This window comes from Endothiovibrio diazotrophicus (genome assembly GCF_054657215.1).
On the sequence record NZ_BAAHXB010000119.1, the window covers coordinates 1 to 16,920 of the forward strand.

Genomic DNA, 16,920 nt, shown 5'->3' on the forward strand with positions numbered 1-16,920 from the left:
GATGTCGGAGGTGTCACCCTCCAGGGCCTTCAGCGCCGAACCGGTGATGATCGGGGTGTCGTCACCCGGGAACTGGTAGGAGGAGAGCAGGTCGCGGATCTCCATCTCCACCAGCTCCAGCAGCTCCTCGTCGTCGACCATGTCGGCCTTGTTCATGTACACCACGATGTACGGAACACCGACCTGGCGGGCCAGCAGGATGTGCTCGCGGGTCTGCGGCATCGGGCCGTCGGCGGCGGAGCAGACCAGGATCGCGCCGTCCATCTGGGCGGCACCGGTGATCATGTTCTTCACGTAGTCGGCGTGGCCGGGGCAGTCCACGTGGGCGTAGTGCCGCGAGTCGGACTCGTACTCCACATGGGCGGTGGCGATGGTGATACCGCGGGCACGCTCCTCGGGAGCGCCGTCGATCTGGTCGTAGGCCTTGAACTCACCACCGTGCTTCTCCGCCATCACCTTGGTCAGGGCTGCGGTCAGAGTGGTCTTGCCGTGGTCCACGTGGCCAATGGTGCCGACGTTGACGTGCGGTTTCGTACGTTCAAATTTTTCCTTGGACACGGAAAGTACCTCTCAATTACTGCGATTTCTTGATCACCGCGTCGGCGACGCTGGTCGGCGCTTCGGCGTACTTAACAAATTCCATCGAATAGGTGGCCCGCCCCTGGGTGGCGGACCGCAGGTCGGTGGCGTATCCGAACATTTCGGAGAGCGGCACCTCGGCGTTAACCTGCTTGCCCGACGGAGTATCCTCCATCCCCTGGACCAGCCCACGACGGCGGTTCAGGTCGCCGATCACGTCCCCCATGTACTCCTCGGGGGTGATCACCTCCACCTTCATCATCGGCTCCAGCAGCACCGGCGAGGCCTTGGCGGCACCCTCCCGGAAACCCATGGAGCCGGCGATCTTGAAGGCCATCTCCGAGGAGTCGACGTCGTGGTAGGAGCCGTCGAACAGGGAGACCTTGACGTCCACCACCGGATAACCGGCGATCACGCCGTTCTCCATCTGCTCCTGAATCCCCTTGTCCACCGCAGGGATGTACTCCCGCGGCACCACGCCACCGACGATCTCGTTGACAAACTCGTAGCCCGTCCCCGGCTCGCGGGGCTCCAGGCGGAGCCAGACGTGGCCGTACTGGCCGCGACCGCCCGACTGCCGGACGAATTTGCCTTCCACTTCAGTGGCCTTGCGAATGGTCTCGCGGTAAGCCACCTGGGGAGCGCCGACATTGGCCTCCACCTTGAACTCGCGCTTCATGCGGTCGACGATGATCTCCAGGTGCAGCTCCCCCATCCCGGAGATGATGGTCTGCCCGGACTCCTCGTCGGTGCGCACGCGGAAGGAGGGGTCCTCCTGGGCCAGCTTGCCCAGGGCGACGCCCATCTTCTCTTGGTCCGCCTGCGTCCTCGGCTCGATCGCCACGGAGATCACCGGTTCGGGAAACTCCATGCGCTCCAGCGTAATCACCTGATTGAGGTCGCACAGGGTGTCACCGGTGGTGACGTCCTTGAGCCCGACGGCCGCGGCGATGTCGCCGGCCCGCACCTCTTTGATCTCTTCGCGGCTGTTGGCGTGCATCTGCACGATGCGCCCGATCCGCTCCTTCTTCCGCTTCACCGGGTTGAACACCGCATCACCGGTGTTGATCACCCCGGAGTAGACCCGGAAGAAGGTCAACGTGCCGACGAACGGGTCGGTGGCGATCTTGAACGCCAACGCCGCAAAGGGCTCGTCGTCGTTCGAGTGGCGCTCCGCCATGCTCTCGTCGGCGTCATCCAGGACCCCCTTGATCGCGGGGACCTCGGTGGGAGCCGGCAGGAACTCGATGACCGCATCGAGCACCCGCTGAATCCCCTTGTTCTTGAAGGCGGTACCGCAAAGGGCCGGGACGATCTCGTTGCGCAGGGTGCGCGCACGCAGCCCCCGCTTGATCTCTTCGTCAGTGAGCGCCCCCCCTTCCAGGTAGCGCTCCATCAATTCGTCGTCCGCCTCGGCGGCCGCCTCGACCATCTTCTCGCGCCACTCCTCGCAGAGCGGCAGCAGCTCCGCGGGAACCTCCCTGGCCTCGTAGGTGACCCCCATGTCGGCCTCGTTCCAGTAGATGGCCTCCATCCGGATCAGGTCGACGACGCCCTGGAAGTGCTCCTCGGCACCGATATTCATCACCACCGGCACCGGCGTCCCGCCGAGGCGCTCCTCGATCTGCGCCACCACCCGCAGGAAGTCGGCGCCGGAGCGATCCATCTTGTTGACGAAGGCCAGCCGCGGCACGTGGTACTTGTTGGCCTGCCGCCACACCGTCTCCGACTGCGGCTGCACCCCGCCGACGGCGCAGAAGACGGCTACCGCGCCATCCAACACCCGCAGCGAGCGCTCCACCTCGATGGTGAAGTCGACGTGGCCGGGCGTATCGATGATGTTGATGCGATGCTCATCGAACTGCTGATCCATGCCACGCCAGAAGCAGGTGGTCGCCGCGGAGGTGATGGTGATCCCCCGCTCCTGCTCCTGCTCCATCCAGTCCATGGTGGCCGCGCCGTCATGGACCTCTCCGATCTTGTGCGATACCCCGGTGTAGAAGAGGACGCGCTCGGTCGCGGTCGTCTTACCGGCATCGATGTGGGCCATGATGCCGATATTGCGATAGCGATCGATAGGTGTCTTGCGCGCCACTGCTTCCTGGTTCTCTGCGGGGCTCGCCAACTACCAGCGGTAGTGGGCGAAGGCCTTGTTGGCCTCAGCCATGCGATGGGTGTCCTCGCGCTTCTTGACCGCCGAGCCGCGCTGCTCGGCGGCATCCATCAGCTCGCCACCCAGGCGGGCCATCATCGACTTCTCGCCACGCTTGCGGGAGGCGTCGATGATCCAGCGCATGGCCAGCGCCGTACGGCGGGCCGGACGAACCTCGACCGGCACCTGATAGGTGGCACCACCGACGCGGCGGGATTTCACCTCGACCATCGGCGCGACGTTCTCGAGGGCCTTCTCCAGCACCTCCATCGGCTCACCCCTACCCTTCTCGGTCACCAGGTCGAGGGCACCGTAGACGATGCGCTCGGCGACGGACTTCTTGCCCGAGACCATCACCATGTTGACGAACTTGGCAAGCATCTCACTCCCGAACTTGGGATCGGGGAGGATGGTCCGCTTGGCGGCAACTCTTCTTCTAGGCATGGCTAAATTCCACTCGCTCTACGAATTACGACTTCGGCCGCTTGGCGCCGTACTTGGAACGACCCTGGCGACGCTTGTCGACACCGGCGGTATCGAGGGTGCCGCGAACGGTGTGGTAACGCACACCGGGAAGGTCCTTGACACGACCGCCGCGGATCAGCACCACCGAGTGCTCCTGGAGGTTGTGCCCCTCACCACCGATATAGGAGGAGACCTCGAAGCCGTTGGTCAGCCGCACACGGGCCACCTTACGCAGCGCCGAGTTGGGCTTCTTCGGGGTGGTGGTGTAGACGCGGGTGCAGACACCACGCTTCTGCGGGCACGCCTCAAGGGCGGGCACCTTACTCTTTTCCACCTTGCTCTTGCGCGGCTTGCGCACCAGCTGGTTGATCGTAGCCATTCGCTGTTACTCCAGACCTGCAGTTGGCCCTGACTTGCCGGGCCGATTCACGGGCCCTAAAGACAAAACAACAGGCCGGGGCCTTACCCCGGCCTGTTGGAAAGGTGCGAAATTATATGGGTGTGACAGCCCGCTGTCAAACCCCTTTCACAAACTTTTCATCGAAAAATCAAACGGGGCGGTATGGGCACCCCTGAGGCAACCCACCCCGCCCCGCCAACCCCTCCGCGGGGCCCTCTTCATCACGCCTCGGGGGTGCTCTCCTGCGGCGGTTCGGCGGCATCGGAGACCGGCTGCTCGACCGGCATATCGTCGTCCATCGGCACCATCCCCTCGATCACCAGATCGTCGGCGAACGCGTCACTGCGCCGTTCACGGCGCTCCGCGTGATAGGCCAGACCGGTACCGGCGGGGATCAGTCGTCCGACGATGACGTTCTCCTTGAGGCCACGCAGCTCGTCGGTCATGCCGCGGGTCGCCGCCTCGGTAAGTACCCGGGTGGTCTCCTGGAAGGAGGCCGCGGAGACGAACGACTCGGTGGCCAGCGACGCCTTGGTGATACCGAGGAGCAGCGGTTTGACGGTGGCGCCGAACTTGTCCTGCTCGGCCATCCTCTCGTTCTCCTCCTGTACCCGCGGCAGGTCCACCTGTTCCCCCTTGAGGAACGCGGTGTCGCCCGGCTCGTCGATCTCCACCTTGCGCAGCATCTGGCGGATGATCACCTCGATGTGCTTGTCGTTGATCTTCACGCCCTGCAGTCGGTAGACGTCCTGGATCTCCTTGACCAGGTGGTCGGCCAGCCGGGTGACACCGAGCAGGCGCAGGATGTCGTGCGGATCCGGCTCGCCGTCGGCGATGGTCTCGCCGCGCTCCACGTGCTCGCCCTCGAAGACGTTGACGTGGCGCCACTTCGGAATCAGCTCCTCGTGGTTGACGCCGTCGGCGTCGGTGATGATCAGCCGCTGCTTGCCGGCGGTGTCCTTGCCGAAGCTGACGGTACCGGTGGCCTCGGCGAGGATCGCCGGCTCCTTCGGCTTGCGCGCCTCGAACAGGTCGGCAACGCGCGGCAGACCACCGGTGATGTCGCGGGTCTTGGACGACTCCTGGGGGATACGGGCGACCACATCGCCCACCTCCACCGTGGACTTGTCGATCACCGAACAGACCGCTCCTACCGGCAGGAAGTATTGGGCCGGGATCTCGGTGCCGGCGAGGTTCAGCGGGTCACCGTTCTCGTCGACCAGACGAACCATCGGCCGCAGGTCCTTGCCGGCGGATCCGCGCTGCTTCGGATCGGTGACCACCAGCGAGGAGAGACCGGTGAACTCGTCGGTCTGCTTCTGCACCGAGACACCTTCGACGAAGTCGTGGAACAGCACCTGGCCGGCCACCTCGGTGATGACCGGGTGGGTGTGCGGGTCCCAGTTGGCGACGATCTGGCCGGCGGCGGCGGCGGCGCCGTCGTCGACGGTGAGGATCGCGCCGTAGGGAATCTTGTAGCGCTCACGCTCGCGGCCGTGCTCGTCGACCACCGCGATCTCGCCGGAGCGGGAGACCGCCACCAGGTTGCCGTCCTTGTTCCGCACCGACTTGACGTTGTGCAGACGCATGGTGCCGGCGTACTTCACCTGCACGTTGTTGGCCGCCGCCGAACGGGAGGCGGCGCCGCCGATGTGGAAGGTACGCATGGTCAGCTGGGTGCCCGGCTCGCCGATCGACTGGGCGGCGATGACGCCCACCGCCTCGCCGATATTGACCCGGTGACCGCGCGCCAGATCACGGCCGTAGCACATCGAACAGACGCCGTAGCGGGTCTCGCAGGTGATCGCCGAGCGCACCTTCACCTGGTCGACGCCGGCCTCCTCCAGCCGCTCCACCCAATCCTCGTCGAGCAGGGTGCCGGCATCGGCGACGGTCTCGCCGGCCGGGGTCTGCGCGTCCTCGGCAAGCACGCGGCCGAGCACCCGTTCGTGCAGCGGTTCGACCACGTCACCGCCCTCGACGATCGGGTGCATCCACACCCCCTCGCTGGTACCGCAATCGACGTCGGTGATCACCAGGTCCTGGGAGACGTCGACCAGACGACGGGTGAGGTACCCGGAGTTGGCGGTCTTCAGGGCGGTGTCGGCGAGACCCTTGCGGGCGCCGTGGGTCGAGATGAAGTACTGCGCCACGTCGAGACCCTCGCGGAAGTTCGCGGTGATCGGGGTCTCGATGATCGAGCCGTCGGGCTTGGCCATCAGGCCGCGCATGCCGGCGAGCTGACGGATCTGGGCGGCGGAACCGCGGGCGCCGGAGTCGGCCATCATGTAGATCGAGTTGAAGGAGTCCTGGAGGACCGTCTTGCCCTCCTTGTTGACCACCTCGTCCTTGCCCAGCTTGTCCATCATCGCCTTGGCCACCTGGTCGTTGGTATGGGACCAGATGTCGACCACCTTGTTGTAGCGCTCGCCGTTGGTGACCAGACCGGAGGCGTATTGCTGCTCGATCTCCTTCACCTCGGCCTCGGCGGCGGCGATGATCGCCTCCTTCTCATCGGGCACCACCATGTCGTTGACGCCGATCGAGGCACCGGAGCGGGTGGCGTAGTAGAAGCCGGTGTACATCAGCTGGTCGGCGAAGACCACGGTGGTCTTCAGGCCGAGACGGCGGTAGCAGATATTGATCAGCCCGGAGATCACCTTCTTGGCCAACGGCCGGTTGACCAGCTCGAAGGGCAGGCCGTCGGGCAGCACGTTGAAGACGATGGCGCGGCCGACGGTGGTATCCACCAGCTTGCGCTCCTCGGTCCGGTTGCCCTCCTCATCGAAGCTCACCTCGATGATGCGCACCTTCACCTTGGCCTGGAGGTCGGCGACGCCGTTGTCGTAGGCGCGCTGCGCCTCTTCGATGTCGGCGAAGACCATCCCCTCGCCCTCGGCGTTGACCCGGTCGCGAGTCATGTAATAGAGGCCGAGCACCACGTCCTGCGATGGGACGATGATCGGCTCGCCGTTGGCCGGGCTGAGGATGTTGTTCGACGACATCATCAGCGCGCGAGCCTCCAGCTGCGCCTCCAGCGACAGCGGCACGTGGACCGCCATCTGGTCGCCGTCGAAGTCGGCGTTGAAGGCGGTGCAGACCAGCGGGTGGAGCTGGATCGCCTTGCCCTCGATGAGCACCGGCTCGAAGGCCTGGATGCCGAGACGGTGCAGGGTCGGCGCGCGGTTGAGCATCACCGGGTGTTCGCGGATCACCTCTTCGAGGATGTCCCACACCTCAGCGCTCTCGCGCTCGACCATCTTCTTGGCGGTCTTGATGGTGGTGGCCAGGCCGCGGCGCTGCAGCTTGGAGAAGATGAACGGCTTGAACAGCTCGAGGGCCATCTTCTTCGGCAGGCCGCACTGGTGCAGCTTGAGGGTCGGACCGACCACGATCACCGAACGGCCGGAGTAGTCGACGCGCTTGCCCAGCAGGTTCTGACGGAAACGCCCCTGCTTGCCCTTGATCATGTCGGCCAGCGACTTCAGCGGGCGCTTGTTGGTGCCGGTGATGGCACGGCCGCGACGACCGTTGTCGAGCAGCGCATCCACCGACTCCTGCAGCATGCGCTTCTCGTTGCGCACGATGATGTCGGGGGCGTTGAGCTCCAGCAGCCGCTTCAGGCGGTTGTTGCGGTTGATCACCCGGCGGTAGAGGTCGTTGAGGTCCGAGGTGGCGAAACGGCCGCCGTCCAGCGGCACCAGCGGACGCAGCTCCGGCGGCAGCACCGGCAGCACGGTCATCACCATCCACTCCGGCTTGTTGCCGGATTCGAGGAACGACTCGACGATCTTCAGCCGTTTGGTCAGCCGCTTCAGCTTGGTCTCGGAGTTGGTGGCGGCGATCTCCTCGCGCAGGGTGTTGGCCTCGGTCTGCAGGTCCAGGCCGCGCAGCAGGTCGCGCACCGCCTCGGCGCCCATCTTGGCGTCGAACTCGTCACCGTACTCCTCGATCGCGTCGAGGTAGGTCTCGTCACTGAGCAGCTGCCCGCGCTCGAGCTGGGTCATGCCGGGGTCGGTGACCACGAAGGCCTCGAAGTAGAGCACCCGCTCGATGTCGCGCAGGGTCATATCCAGCAGCAGGCCGATGCGCGACGGCAGGCTCTTGAGGAACCAGATGTGAGCCACCGGGCTGGCCAGCTCGATGTGGCCCATGCGCTCGCGGCGCACCTTGGCGAGCGTCACCTCGACGCCACACTTCTCGCAGATCACGCCGCGGTGCTTGAGCCGCTTGTACTTGCCGCAGAGGCACTCGTAGTCCTTGACCGGACCGAAAATCTTGGCGCAAAAGAGGCCGTCGCGCTCCGGCTTGAAGGTGCGGTAGTTGATGGTTTCGGGCTTCTTGACCTCACCGAACGACCAGGAACGGATCATGTCGGGGGAGGCAAGGCCGATGCGGATGGCGTCGAAGTCCTCTACCTGCCCCTGCTGCTTGAGAAGATTGAGAAGGTCTTTCAAGGTCGTCTCTCCTGCAAAACGGTTATACGCACCGCGTATTCAACTCGGCCCCCGACGGCAGGCGGCGTCCGCCGCCGGGGTACCGGGTCTTATTCCTGTTCCAGCTCGATATTGATCGCCAGCGAGCGGATCTCCTTGACCAACACATTGAAGGACTCGGGCATGCCCGCATCCATCCGGTGGTCGCCATCGACGATGTTCTTGTACATCTTGGTGCGGCCGGCCACGTCGTCGGACTTGACGGTGAGCATCTCCTGCAGGGTGTAGGCGGCGCCGTAGGCCTCCAGCGCCCACACCTCCATCTCACCGAAGCGCTGACCGCCGAACTGCGCCTTGCCGCCCAGCGGCTGCTGGGTGACCAGCGAGTAGGGGCCGGTGGAGCGGGCGTGCATCTTGTCGTCGACCAAGTGGTTGAGCTTCAGCATGTGCATGTAGCCGACGGTGACCGGGCGCTCGAAACGGTCGCCGGTGCGGCCGTCGATGAGCTGGGTCTGACCGCTCTCGGGGAGATCGGCGAGGCGCAGCATGCCCTTGATCTCCTTCTCGTCGACGCCGTCGAACACCGGGGTGGCCATCGGCACGCCGCGCACCAGGTTCTTCGCCAGATCGACGATCTCCTGATCGGTGAAGGAGTCGAGGTCGATCCGCTTGTGATCGGGCACCTCCAGATCGTCGAAGCCGTTGTAGAGCTTGCCGAGGAACTCGCGCAGATCGGCCACCGCCGCCTGCGCCTCCAGCATCCGCCCGATCTTGATGCCGAGCCCCTTGGCGGCCCAGCCGAGGTGGGTCTCCAGCACCTGCCCGACGTTCATGCGCGAGGGCACGCCTAGGGGGTTGAGCACCACGTCCACCGGGGTGCCATCCTCGGAATAGGGCATGTCCTCCACCGGCACGATCATCGAGATGACGCCCTTGTTGCCGTGGCGGCCGGCCATCTTGTCGCCGGGCTGGATGCGGCGCTTGACGGCGAGGAACACCTTCACCATCTTCAGCACGCCGGGGGCGAGATCGTCGCCCTGGGTCACCTTGGCCGACTTCTCCTTCAGCCGCTCCTCGAACTCGGCGCGCTGATTCTTGATCTGCTCCGCCATCAGCTCCAGTTGCTGGTTGGCCTCTTCGTTCTTCAGCCGCACCTCGAACCACTTGGTGCGCTCCAGCTCGTTGAGGTAGCTCTTGGTGATCTTGTCGCCGGCCTTCAGCTTGTTGGGGCCGCCGGCGGCCTGCTTGCCGACCAGCAGCTTCTCGATACGCTGATAGGCATCGTCCTCCATGATCCGCAGCTGGTCGTTGAGGTCCTTGCGGATCGAGCTGATCTGGTGCTGCTCGATCAGTTTGGCGCGCTCGTCCTTCTCGACGCCGTCGCGGGTGAACACCTGGACGTCGATCACCGTGCCCTCCATGCCCGGCGGTACGCGCAGCGAGGTGTCCTTCACGTCGGAGGCCTTCTCGCCGAAGATCGCGCGCAGCAGCTTCTCCTCGGGGGTCAGTTGGGTCTCGCCCTTCGGCGTCACCTTGCCCACCAGGATGTCGCCGGGCTTCACCTCGGCACCGATGTAGACCACGCCGGACTCGTCCAGCTTGGCCAGGGCGCTCTCGCCGACGTTGGGGATGTCGGCGGTGATCTCTTCCGGCCCCAGCTTGGTGTCGCGGGCGACGCAGGCCAGCTCCTCGATGTGGATGGTGGTGAAGCGATCCTCCTTCACCACCCGCTCGGAGATGAGAATCGAGTCCTCGAAGTTGTAGCCGTTCCAGGGCATGAAGGCGACCAGCATGTTCTGCCCCAGGGCCAGCTCACCGAGGTCGGTGGAGGGGCCGTCGGCGAGCACGTCGCCGCGGGCGATCACATCGCCGGGCTTGACCAGCGGGCGCTGGTTGATGCAGGTGTTCTGGTTGGAACGGGTGTACTTGGTCAGGTTGTAGATGTCGACACCCGCCTCGCCGGCCTGGGTCTCGTCGTCGTTGACCCGCACAACGATGCGCGCGGCGTCGACCGAGTCGACGAGGCCGCCGCGGCGCGCCACCACGGTGACGCCGGAGTCGATCGCCACGGTGCGCTCGATGCCGGTACCGACCAGCGGCTTCTCCGACTTGAGGGTCGGCACCGCCTGGCGCTGCATGTTGGAACCCATCAGCGCGCGGTTGGCGTCGTCGTGCTCGAGGAACGGCACCAGGGCGGCCGCCACCGAGACGATCTGCTTGGGGGAGACGTCGATGTAGTTGACCCGGTCGGTGGTGAACAGGCCGAACTCGTTCTGGTGACGGGCGGAGACCAGGTCGTCGATCAGGTTGTTCTCGGCGTCCACCGTGGCGTTGGCCTGGGCGATGACGTACTGCCCCTCCTCGATCGCCGAGAGGAAATCGACCTCGTCGGTCACCTTGCCGTCGATCACCTTGCGGTAGGGGCTTTCGAGGAAGCCGTAACGGTTGGTGCGCGAGTAGACCGCCAGCGAGTTGATCAGACCGATGTTCGGACCTTCCGGGGTCTCGATCGGGCAGACCCGGCCGTAGTGGGTGGTGTGCACGTCGCGCACTTCGAAGCCGGCGCGCTCGCGGGTCAGGCCGCCGGGGCCGAGGGCCGAGACGCGGCGCTTGTGGGTGACCTCGGAGAGCGGGTTGTTCTGGTCCATGAACTGGGAGAGCTGGGAGGAGCCGAAGAACTCCTTCACCGCCGCCGCCACCGGCTTGGCGTTGATCAGCTCCTGCGGCATCAGCCCCTCGGAGTCGGCCAGCGAGAGGCGCTCCTTGACCGCGCGCTCGACGCGCACCAGGCCGACGCGGAAGACGTTCTCCGCCATCTCGCCGACCGAGCGGATGCGGCGGTTGCCGAGGTGGTCGATGTCGTCCACCTGGCCGTTGCCGTTGCGGATCTCCACCAGGGTGCGCAGCACGTCGATGATGTCGGAGGAGACGGCGTACTCCTCGACCATCTTCTTGCACAGCTCCTCCGGACGATCCTTGTAGTACTGGTGATCGTAGAGGATACCGGCACCCTCGGAGGTGTCGCGGCCGACCCGGCGGTTGAACTTCATCCGGCCGACGCCCGAAAGATCGTAGCGGTCGGGGGCGAAGAACAGGTTGTGGAACAGGTTCTGGGCGGCCTCCTTGGTCGGCGGCTCGCCGGGACGCATCATGCGGTAGATCTCCACCAGGGCGTCCAGCGCGCTCTTGGTGGGGTCGACGCGCAGGGTGGTCGAGATGTAGGGGCCGCGGTCGAGGTCGTTGGTGAAGATCGTCTCCACCCGCTTGACGCCGGCGGCGCGCAGCTTCTCCAGCACATCGGCGGTGATCTCGTCGTTGGCCGCGGCAACGATCTCGCCGCTCGCCTCATCGACGATGTTGCGGGCGATCACCCGACCGACGAGGTACTCCACCGGCACGTCGAGGGTGGTGATGCCGGCCTTGTCCAGCTCACGGATGTGGCGCGGGGTGATGCGGCGACCGTTCTCGACCAGGGTCTTGCCCTTGATCTCGATATCGAACATCGCCATCTCGCCGCGCAGCCGCTCGGGGATCAGGTCGTAGATGATGCGCTCACCATCGAGACTGAAGGTGTCGCGATCGAAGAACAGGTCGAGGATCTGCTCGTCGTCGTAGCCCAGCGCGCGCAGCAGCACGGTGGCGGGCAGCTTGCGCCGACGGTCGATGCGGACGAAGACGTTGTCCTTCGGATCGAACTCGAAGTCGAGCCAGGAGCCGCGATAGGGGATCACGCGCGCGGAGAAGAGCAACTTGCCCGAGGAGTGGGTCTTGCCCTTGTCGTGGTCGAAGAAGACGCCGGGCGAGCGGTGCAGCTGGGAGACGATGACCCGCTCGGTGCCGTTGATGACGAAGGTGCCGTTCTCGGTCATCAAGGGCAGCTCGCCCATGTAGACCTCCTGCTCCTTGATGTCCTTGACCACCTTGGAGCCGGCCTGGGCGTCTTTGTCGTAGAGCACCAGGCGCACCTTGACGCGCAACGGCGCGGCGAAGGTGACGCCGCGCATCTGGCACTCTTTCACGTCGAACTCGGGGGTGCCGAGCCGATAGCTGACATACTCGAGGGCGGCGTTGCCGGAGTAGCTGACGATGGGGAACACCGACGTGAAGGCAGCCTCCAGGCCCGAATCGTCGACCCCCATCCGCTCCCTGTCCCCATAGAGGAAGTGGCGGTAGGAATCCAGCTGGATCGCCAGCAGGTAGGGCACATCGCGCACGGTGGGGCGTTTGCCGAAGTCCTTGCGGATGCGTTTCTTCTCGGTGAAGGTGTAGGCCATGGGTGTTCCTCAGCTCAACCTGACCCGGCCAAATCCGGGCCACTCCGATTACCTAGGGTGCGCCGCCCCCGAAAATCCGGTGAAAATTCCGAAATTTCGGAGCCGACCGACCACACAGGGTCCGTCAGCAACAGGAAAAGGCCGGTGGCGCCTCAGCGCCACCAGCCCGTTCCCGACGAATTACAGCAAACAGATGCCGTAATCCATACCAGCGGTCTTACTTGATCTCGACGCTGGCGCCGGCCTCTTCCAGCTGCTTCTTGATGTCCTCGGCCTCGGCCTTGGCGGCAGCCTCCTTGATGGTGGAGGGAACGCCTTCGACCATCTCCTTGGCCTCCTTCAGGCCCAGGCCGGTGAGGGCACGCACCACCTTGATGACGGCCACCTTGTTGGCGCCGAAGCTGCTCATCACCACGTCGAACTCGGTCTGCTCCTCGGCGGCGGCGGCCTCGCCGCCGGCAGCGGGACCGGCGGCCACGGCCACGGCGGCAGCCGCGGAGACGCCGAACTTCTCCTCCATCATGGAGATCAGATCGACCACGTCCATGACGCTCATCTCGGCGACGGCGTCGAGGATTTCTTCTTTAGAGATAGCCATTGGATAAATACTCCGAAATTTCTTCAATGCTGTTGGCTAAGGAGCGACGCGGGGCGCGCTCCCCCGCGGCCCGAGAAGGCTGTCGGACCCGGGATGAATCGGCTGCGGAAGCGGAACGGTGGCCCCGCTTCCCCGGAAGTTCTCGTCAAATAGTTCACTATTCTCCTCGAACCTCCGGAGAGTGAGACCACGCTCCCACTCCCGCAGCTCGACCCCCCGAGTCCGAAAGCCTCTTCCTAGGCCGCCTGTTTCTGATCGCGGATCGCGGCGATGGTGCGCACCAGCTTCGCGTGAGGTTCGGCCAGGGTACGGACGAACTTCTCGACGGGAGCCTTCATCACACCCATCAGCATCGCAATCGCCTGGTCGCGGGTCGGAAGGTTCGCCAGACGCTCGATGTCCGCAGCCGGAAGGGCCTCGCCACCTACGGAGACCATCCGAACCATCAGGTTCGGATGTCCCTTGGCGAAATCCTTCACCACCCGCGCCGCGCAGCCGGGGTCCTCTTGCGAGAACGCCAGCAGCAGCGGGCCGGTGAGCTGCTCGCTCATGCACTCGAAGTCGGTGCCTTCGAGGGCACGACGCGCCAGGGTGTTCTTGACCACACGGAGATAGGTGCCGCCCTGACGTGCCTTGACACGTAGTTCGGTCATCTCCTCGACGGTCAAACCCCGGTACTCCGCCGCCACGGCGGAGAGAGCGTCTTTGGCGACCTCGGCGACCTCGGCGACGATCGCACGCTTCTCGTCGGGAGTCAGGGCCATGTATCGCCTCCTGAATCGGGCAACGGCAGGGAGGATTCCCGACCGTCACCAACCGTTGAACGGCGCTCATCCGAAGATTCGCGCCCCTTACGGCAACCCGGTCCAGGGAAATCCTGGGGGGTACCGTCTGCGCAGGCTTTGGCTTCGCAAGGTTGAATACTCAGTGTCGAGTGTTTGGTGAAAAACGCTCTTCCCGAGTTCCAACCGCTCCACCGCGATTAAGCTTTCGCGCCTGCGGTCTTTGACGTTCGCCGGCTTGCGCCGACGACCCAAAGTTCTTTGAAGTCCGCGGGCGGCCCCCCGAAAGGCACCGCCCGACACCCCGATCAGCCCAGCGTGGCCTGATCGACGGCAACGCCGCCGCCCATGGTGGTGGAGACGGTGACCTTCTTCACGTAGATGCCCTTGGCGGCGGACGGCTTCAGCTTGTTGAGGTCCGCCAGCAGCGCCTCCAGATTGCCCTTCAACGCATCGATCTCGAAGCTCGCCTTGCCGATGGTGGCGTGGATGATGCCCGCCTTGTCGGTGCGGTAGCGCACCTGACCCGCCTTGGCGTTCTTCACCGCGGTGGTCACATCAGGGGTGACGGTACCCACCTTCGGGTTGGGCATCAGGCCACGGGGACCGAGGATCTGGCCCAACTGGCCCACCACGCGCATGGCGTCGGGGGTGGCGATGACCACGTCGAAGTCCATCTGGCCGCCCTTCACCGTCTCGGCGAGGTCCTCGAAGCCGACGATGTCGGCGCCGGCGGCGGTGGCCGCCTCGGCGTTGGCACCCTGGGCGAAGACCGCCACGCGGACGCTCTTGCCGGTACCGTTGGGCAGCACGGTGGAACCGCGCACCACCTGATCCGACTTGCGGGGGTCGACGCCGAGGTTGACCGCCACGTCGACCGACTCGACGAACTTGGCGGAAGCGGTCTCCTTGAGCAGGCCGAAGGCCTCGTCGATGGGATAGAGCTTGGTGGAATCGATCTTTTCGCGGATCGCCTTCAGACGCTTACCGATCTTGGCCATTGCTTAGTCCTCCACTTCCAGACCCATGCTGCGGGCGGTACCGGCGATGGTCCGCACCGCCGCGTCGACGTCGGCAGCCGTCAGATCGGGCTCCTTGGTCTTGGCGATCTCTTCGAGCTGGGCGCGGCTCACCTTGCCCACCTTGTCGCTGTTGGGGCGGCTGGAGCCCTTGGCGACGCCGGCCGCCTTGCGCAACAGGACCGAGGCGGGCGGGGTCTTGGTGACGAAGGTGAAGCTGCGGTCGCTGTAGACGGTGATCACCACGGGGATCGGCAGACCCTGCTCAATCTCCTGGGTCTTGGCGTTGAACGCCTTGCAGAACTCCATGATGTTGACACCGCGCTGACCGAGCGCGGGGCCCACCGGCGGGCTGGGGTTGGCCTGCCCGGCCGAGACCTGCAGCTTGATATAGGCTTCGATCTTCTTAGCCATCTTGATTACTCCTGGTACGGGTGCAAACGCCTCGCGGCTCCCCGATCAGTTGGTACGGGTACTTCCCTGAACGATCCGACCCCGCATCCCGGCGAAGCCATTCATTCGATAATCAATGATGGTTTTTGCGTTAGCAAAAACCATTGAGACGCGAAAAGCCGCACGGCACCTCGCGGCGCGGCGCGGCAAGGAAAAGCGTGGGCCTCAGCCCTTTTCGACCTGATGGAATTCGAGTTCCACCGGAGTGGAGCGGCCGAAAATGAGCACCGCCACCCGTAGACGACTCTTCTCGTAGTTGACCTCTTCGACCACCCCGTTGAAGTCGTTGAACGGCCCGTCGATGACGCGAACCACCTCGCCGGGCTCGAACAGCACCTTCGGCCGCGGCTTCTCCGCCCCTTCCTGGACCCGCTGGAGGATCGCATCGGCCTCCTTGTCGGAGATCGGCGCCGGCCGGTCGGAGGTGCCGCCGATGAAGCCCAACACCTTGGAGGTCTCCTTGACCAGGTGCCAGGTCTCGTCGTCCATCTCCATCTGTACCAACACGTAGCCGGGGAAGAACTTGCGCTCGCTCTTGCGTTTCTGCCCGTCACGCATCTCCACCACCTCTTCGGTGGGGACGAGGATATCGCCGAAACGCTCCTCCATACCGGCGCGCTTGACGCGCTCGGTGAGCAACTTCTGCACCTGCCCCTCGAAGCCGGAGTAGGCATGAACCACATACCAGCGCTTCGCCATCGAGTTCAGCCCCCCTGCCCGGTGAGCGCCTGGACGCCCCACATCAGAAACATATCGAGCAACCAGAGGAAGATCGCCACCACCACCACCATCACGGCCACCATCAACGTGGTCTGAATGGTCTCGGCGCGGGTCGGCCACACCACCTTGCGCACCTCGGTGCGGGCGTCGCCAAGGAAACGCCAAGTGTTTCTGCCAACTTCCGTCTGGAGAAAGATCGCGAAAGCCACACCGACGGCCGCCAGCAGACCCAGCACCCGCACCAGGGTGGAGGCCTCGGCGAAATAGTAGAAGCCGCCCACCGCGCCACCGAGCACCAGCACGGAGACGAGCAGCTTTGCCGTATCCAGGGAACTGCCCTGGGCTTCGGTAGTGGAGCTCATTAATCTTCTTCAAAACCCCGCCACCGGGAGGTGACGGGAAAGGAAATGGCAGGCCAGGAGGGAATCGAACCCCCAACCTGCGGTTTTGGAGACCGCCGCTCTGCCAATTGAGCTACTGGCCTGGAGTCGCGAGCCCGCCATCATACGCGATTACGGGCCGCGTGCAAGGGGAAAAGACGGGGAGCCGACTCGACGCCGCACTCCCCGCTTCTCCGCCCGACACTGAGATCGAGGATTACTCGATGATCTTGGCCACCACGCCGGCGCCGACGGTGCGGCCGCCTTCGCGGATGGCGAAACGCAGGCCGTCTTCCATCGCGATCGGCGCGATCAGGGAGACGGTGACCTTGATGTTGTCACCCGGCATCACCATCTCGGTGCCTTCGGGCAGGTCCACCGCACCGGTCACGTCGGTGGTACGGAAGTAGAACTGCGGACGGTAGCCGTTGAAGAACGGGGTGTGACGACCACCCTCCTCCTTGGTCAGCACGTAGACCTCCGCCTCGAACTTGGTGTGCGGGGTGATCGAGCCGGGCTTGCACAGCACCTGACCACGCTCCACTTCGTCTCGCTTGGTGCCGCGCAGCAGCACGCCGACGTTGTCGCCCGCCTGCCCCTGGTCCAGCAGCTTGCGGAACATCTCCACACCGGTGCAGGTGGTCTTCGTGGTATCCCGGATA

The 16,920-nt window shown here is 64.9% G+C and carries 13 protein-coding genes and 1 tRNA gene; all 14 read right to left on the minus strand.

Translation table 11 applies throughout. From position 1 onward, the window contains the following. The coding region (locus ACYQ2W_RS21450; protein ID WP_459871977.1) for a GTP-binding protein at positions 1–558 on the minus strand (558 nt) is incomplete at its 3' end. Between the two features lie 16 nt (positions 559–574). Further along, positions 575–2,674 (minus strand): elongation factor G, encoded by a 2,100-nt coding sequence (gene fusA, locus ACYQ2W_RS21455; RefSeq protein WP_459871980.1) that lies wholly within the window; start codon positions 2,672–2,674, stop codon positions 575–577. Positions 2,675–2,704: 30 nt separating this feature from the next. After that, positions 2,705–3,175 carry a 30S ribosomal protein S7 gene (gene rpsG, locus ACYQ2W_RS21460; RefSeq protein ID WP_459871983.1) on the minus strand — a complete coding sequence of 157 codons (471 nt, stop codon included), beginning with the start codon at positions 3,173–3,175 and terminating at the stop codon, positions 2,705–2,707. Between the two features lie 25 nt (positions 3,176–3,200). Further along, a complete protein-coding gene (gene rpsL, locus ACYQ2W_RS21465; RefSeq protein WP_459871985.1) occupies positions 3,201–3,575 on the minus strand; it encodes a 30S ribosomal protein S12 in 375 nt (124 codons plus the stop codon). A 242-nt stretch (positions 3,576–3,817) separates the two neighbouring features. Further along, the gene (rpoC, locus tag ACYQ2W_RS21470) at positions 3,818–8,053 is read right to left on the minus strand and encodes a DNA-directed RNA polymerase subunit beta' (RefSeq protein WP_459871988.1); all 4,236 of its coding nucleotides are present in this window, start codon (positions 8,051–8,053) and stop codon (positions 3,818–3,820) included. A gap of 89 nt (positions 8,054–8,142) precedes the next feature. Next, positions 8,143–12,306, minus strand: coding sequence for a DNA-directed RNA polymerase subunit beta (rpoB, locus tag ACYQ2W_RS21475; protein ID WP_459871990.1), 4,164 nt, complete (start codon positions 12,304–12,306; stop codon positions 8,143–8,145). Between the two features lie 217 nt (positions 12,307–12,523). After that, on the minus strand, positions 12,524–12,904 hold the full coding sequence (gene rplL / locus ACYQ2W_RS21480) for a 50S ribosomal protein L7/L12 (protein ID WP_459871993.1): 381 nt from the start codon (positions 12,902–12,904) through the stop codon (positions 12,524–12,526). 236 nt (positions 12,905–13,140) lie between these two features. Then, the gene (gene rplJ, locus ACYQ2W_RS21485; protein WP_459871996.1) at positions 13,141–13,668 is read right to left on the minus strand and encodes a 50S ribosomal protein L10; all 528 of its coding nucleotides are present in this window, start codon (positions 13,666–13,668) and stop codon (positions 13,141–13,143) included. A 326-nt stretch (positions 13,669–13,994) separates the two neighbouring features. Next, complete coding sequence (gene rplA, locus ACYQ2W_RS21490; RefSeq protein ID WP_459871998.1) at positions 13,995–14,687, minus strand: 50S ribosomal protein L1; 693 nt, start codon at positions 14,685–14,687, stop codon at positions 13,995–13,997. Between the two features lie 3 nt (positions 14,688–14,690). Beyond that, positions 14,691–15,119 carry a 50S ribosomal protein L11 gene (rplK, locus tag ACYQ2W_RS21495; RefSeq protein ID WP_459872001.1) on the minus strand — a complete coding sequence of 143 codons (429 nt, stop codon included), beginning with the start codon at positions 15,117–15,119 and terminating at the stop codon, positions 14,691–14,693. 204 nt (positions 15,120–15,323) lie between these two features. Next, complete coding sequence (gene nusG / locus ACYQ2W_RS21500; RefSeq protein WP_459872004.1) at positions 15,324–15,857, minus strand: transcription termination/antitermination protein NusG; 534 nt, start codon at positions 15,855–15,857, stop codon at positions 15,324–15,326. A gap of 5 nt (positions 15,858–15,862) precedes the next feature. Continuing rightward, the gene (gene secE, locus ACYQ2W_RS21505) at positions 15,863–16,240 is read right to left on the minus strand and encodes a preprotein translocase subunit SecE (RefSeq protein WP_459872007.1); all 378 of its coding nucleotides are present in this window, start codon (positions 16,238–16,240) and stop codon (positions 15,863–15,865) included. A gap of 46 nt (positions 16,241–16,286) precedes the next feature. Continuing rightward, positions 16,287–16,362: transfer RNA gene (locus ACYQ2W_RS21510), tRNA-Trp, on the minus strand. Positions 16,363–16,475: 113 nt separating this feature from the next. Then, on the minus strand, positions 16,476–16,920 hold a 445-nt coding region (locus ACYQ2W_RS21515; RefSeq protein ID WP_459872010.1), incomplete at its 5' end, for an EF-Tu C-terminal domain-related protein.

Excerpts from the sequence above, each read along its gene's own strand:
- rpsG (WP_459871983.1), bottom strand. The coding sequence starts at position 3,175 with ATGCCTAGAAGAAGAGTTGCCGCCAAGCGGACCATCCTCCCCGATCCC.
- rpsL (WP_459871985.1), bottom strand. The coding sequence starts at position 3,575 with ATGGCTACGATCAACCAGCTGGTGCGCAAGCCGCGCAAGAGCAAGGTG.
- rpoB (WP_459871990.1), bottom strand. The coding sequence starts at position 12,306 with ATGGCCTACACCTTCACCGAGAAGAAACGCATCCGCAAGGACTTCGGC.
- rplL (WP_459871993.1), bottom strand. The coding sequence starts at position 12,904 with ATGGCTATCTCTAAAGAAGAAATCCTCGACGCCGTCGCCGAGATGAGC.
- rplJ (WP_459871996.1), bottom strand. The coding sequence starts at position 13,668 with ATGGCCCTGACTCCCGACGAGAAGCGTGCGATCGTCGCCGAGGTCGCC.
- rplA (WP_459871998.1), bottom strand. The coding sequence starts at position 14,687 with ATGGCCAAGATCGGTAAGCGTCTGAAGGCGATCCGCGAAAAGATCGAT.
- rplK (WP_459872001.1), bottom strand. The coding sequence starts at position 15,119 with ATGGCTAAGAAGATCGAAGCCTATATCAAGCTGCAGGTCTCGGCCGGG.
- nusG (WP_459872004.1), bottom strand. The coding sequence starts at position 15,857 with ATGGCGAAGCGCTGGTATGTGGTTCATGCCTACTCCGGCTTCGAGGGG.
- secE (WP_459872007.1), bottom strand. The coding sequence starts at position 16,240 with ATGAGCTCCACTACCGAAGCCCAGGGCAGTTCCCTGGATACGGCAAAG.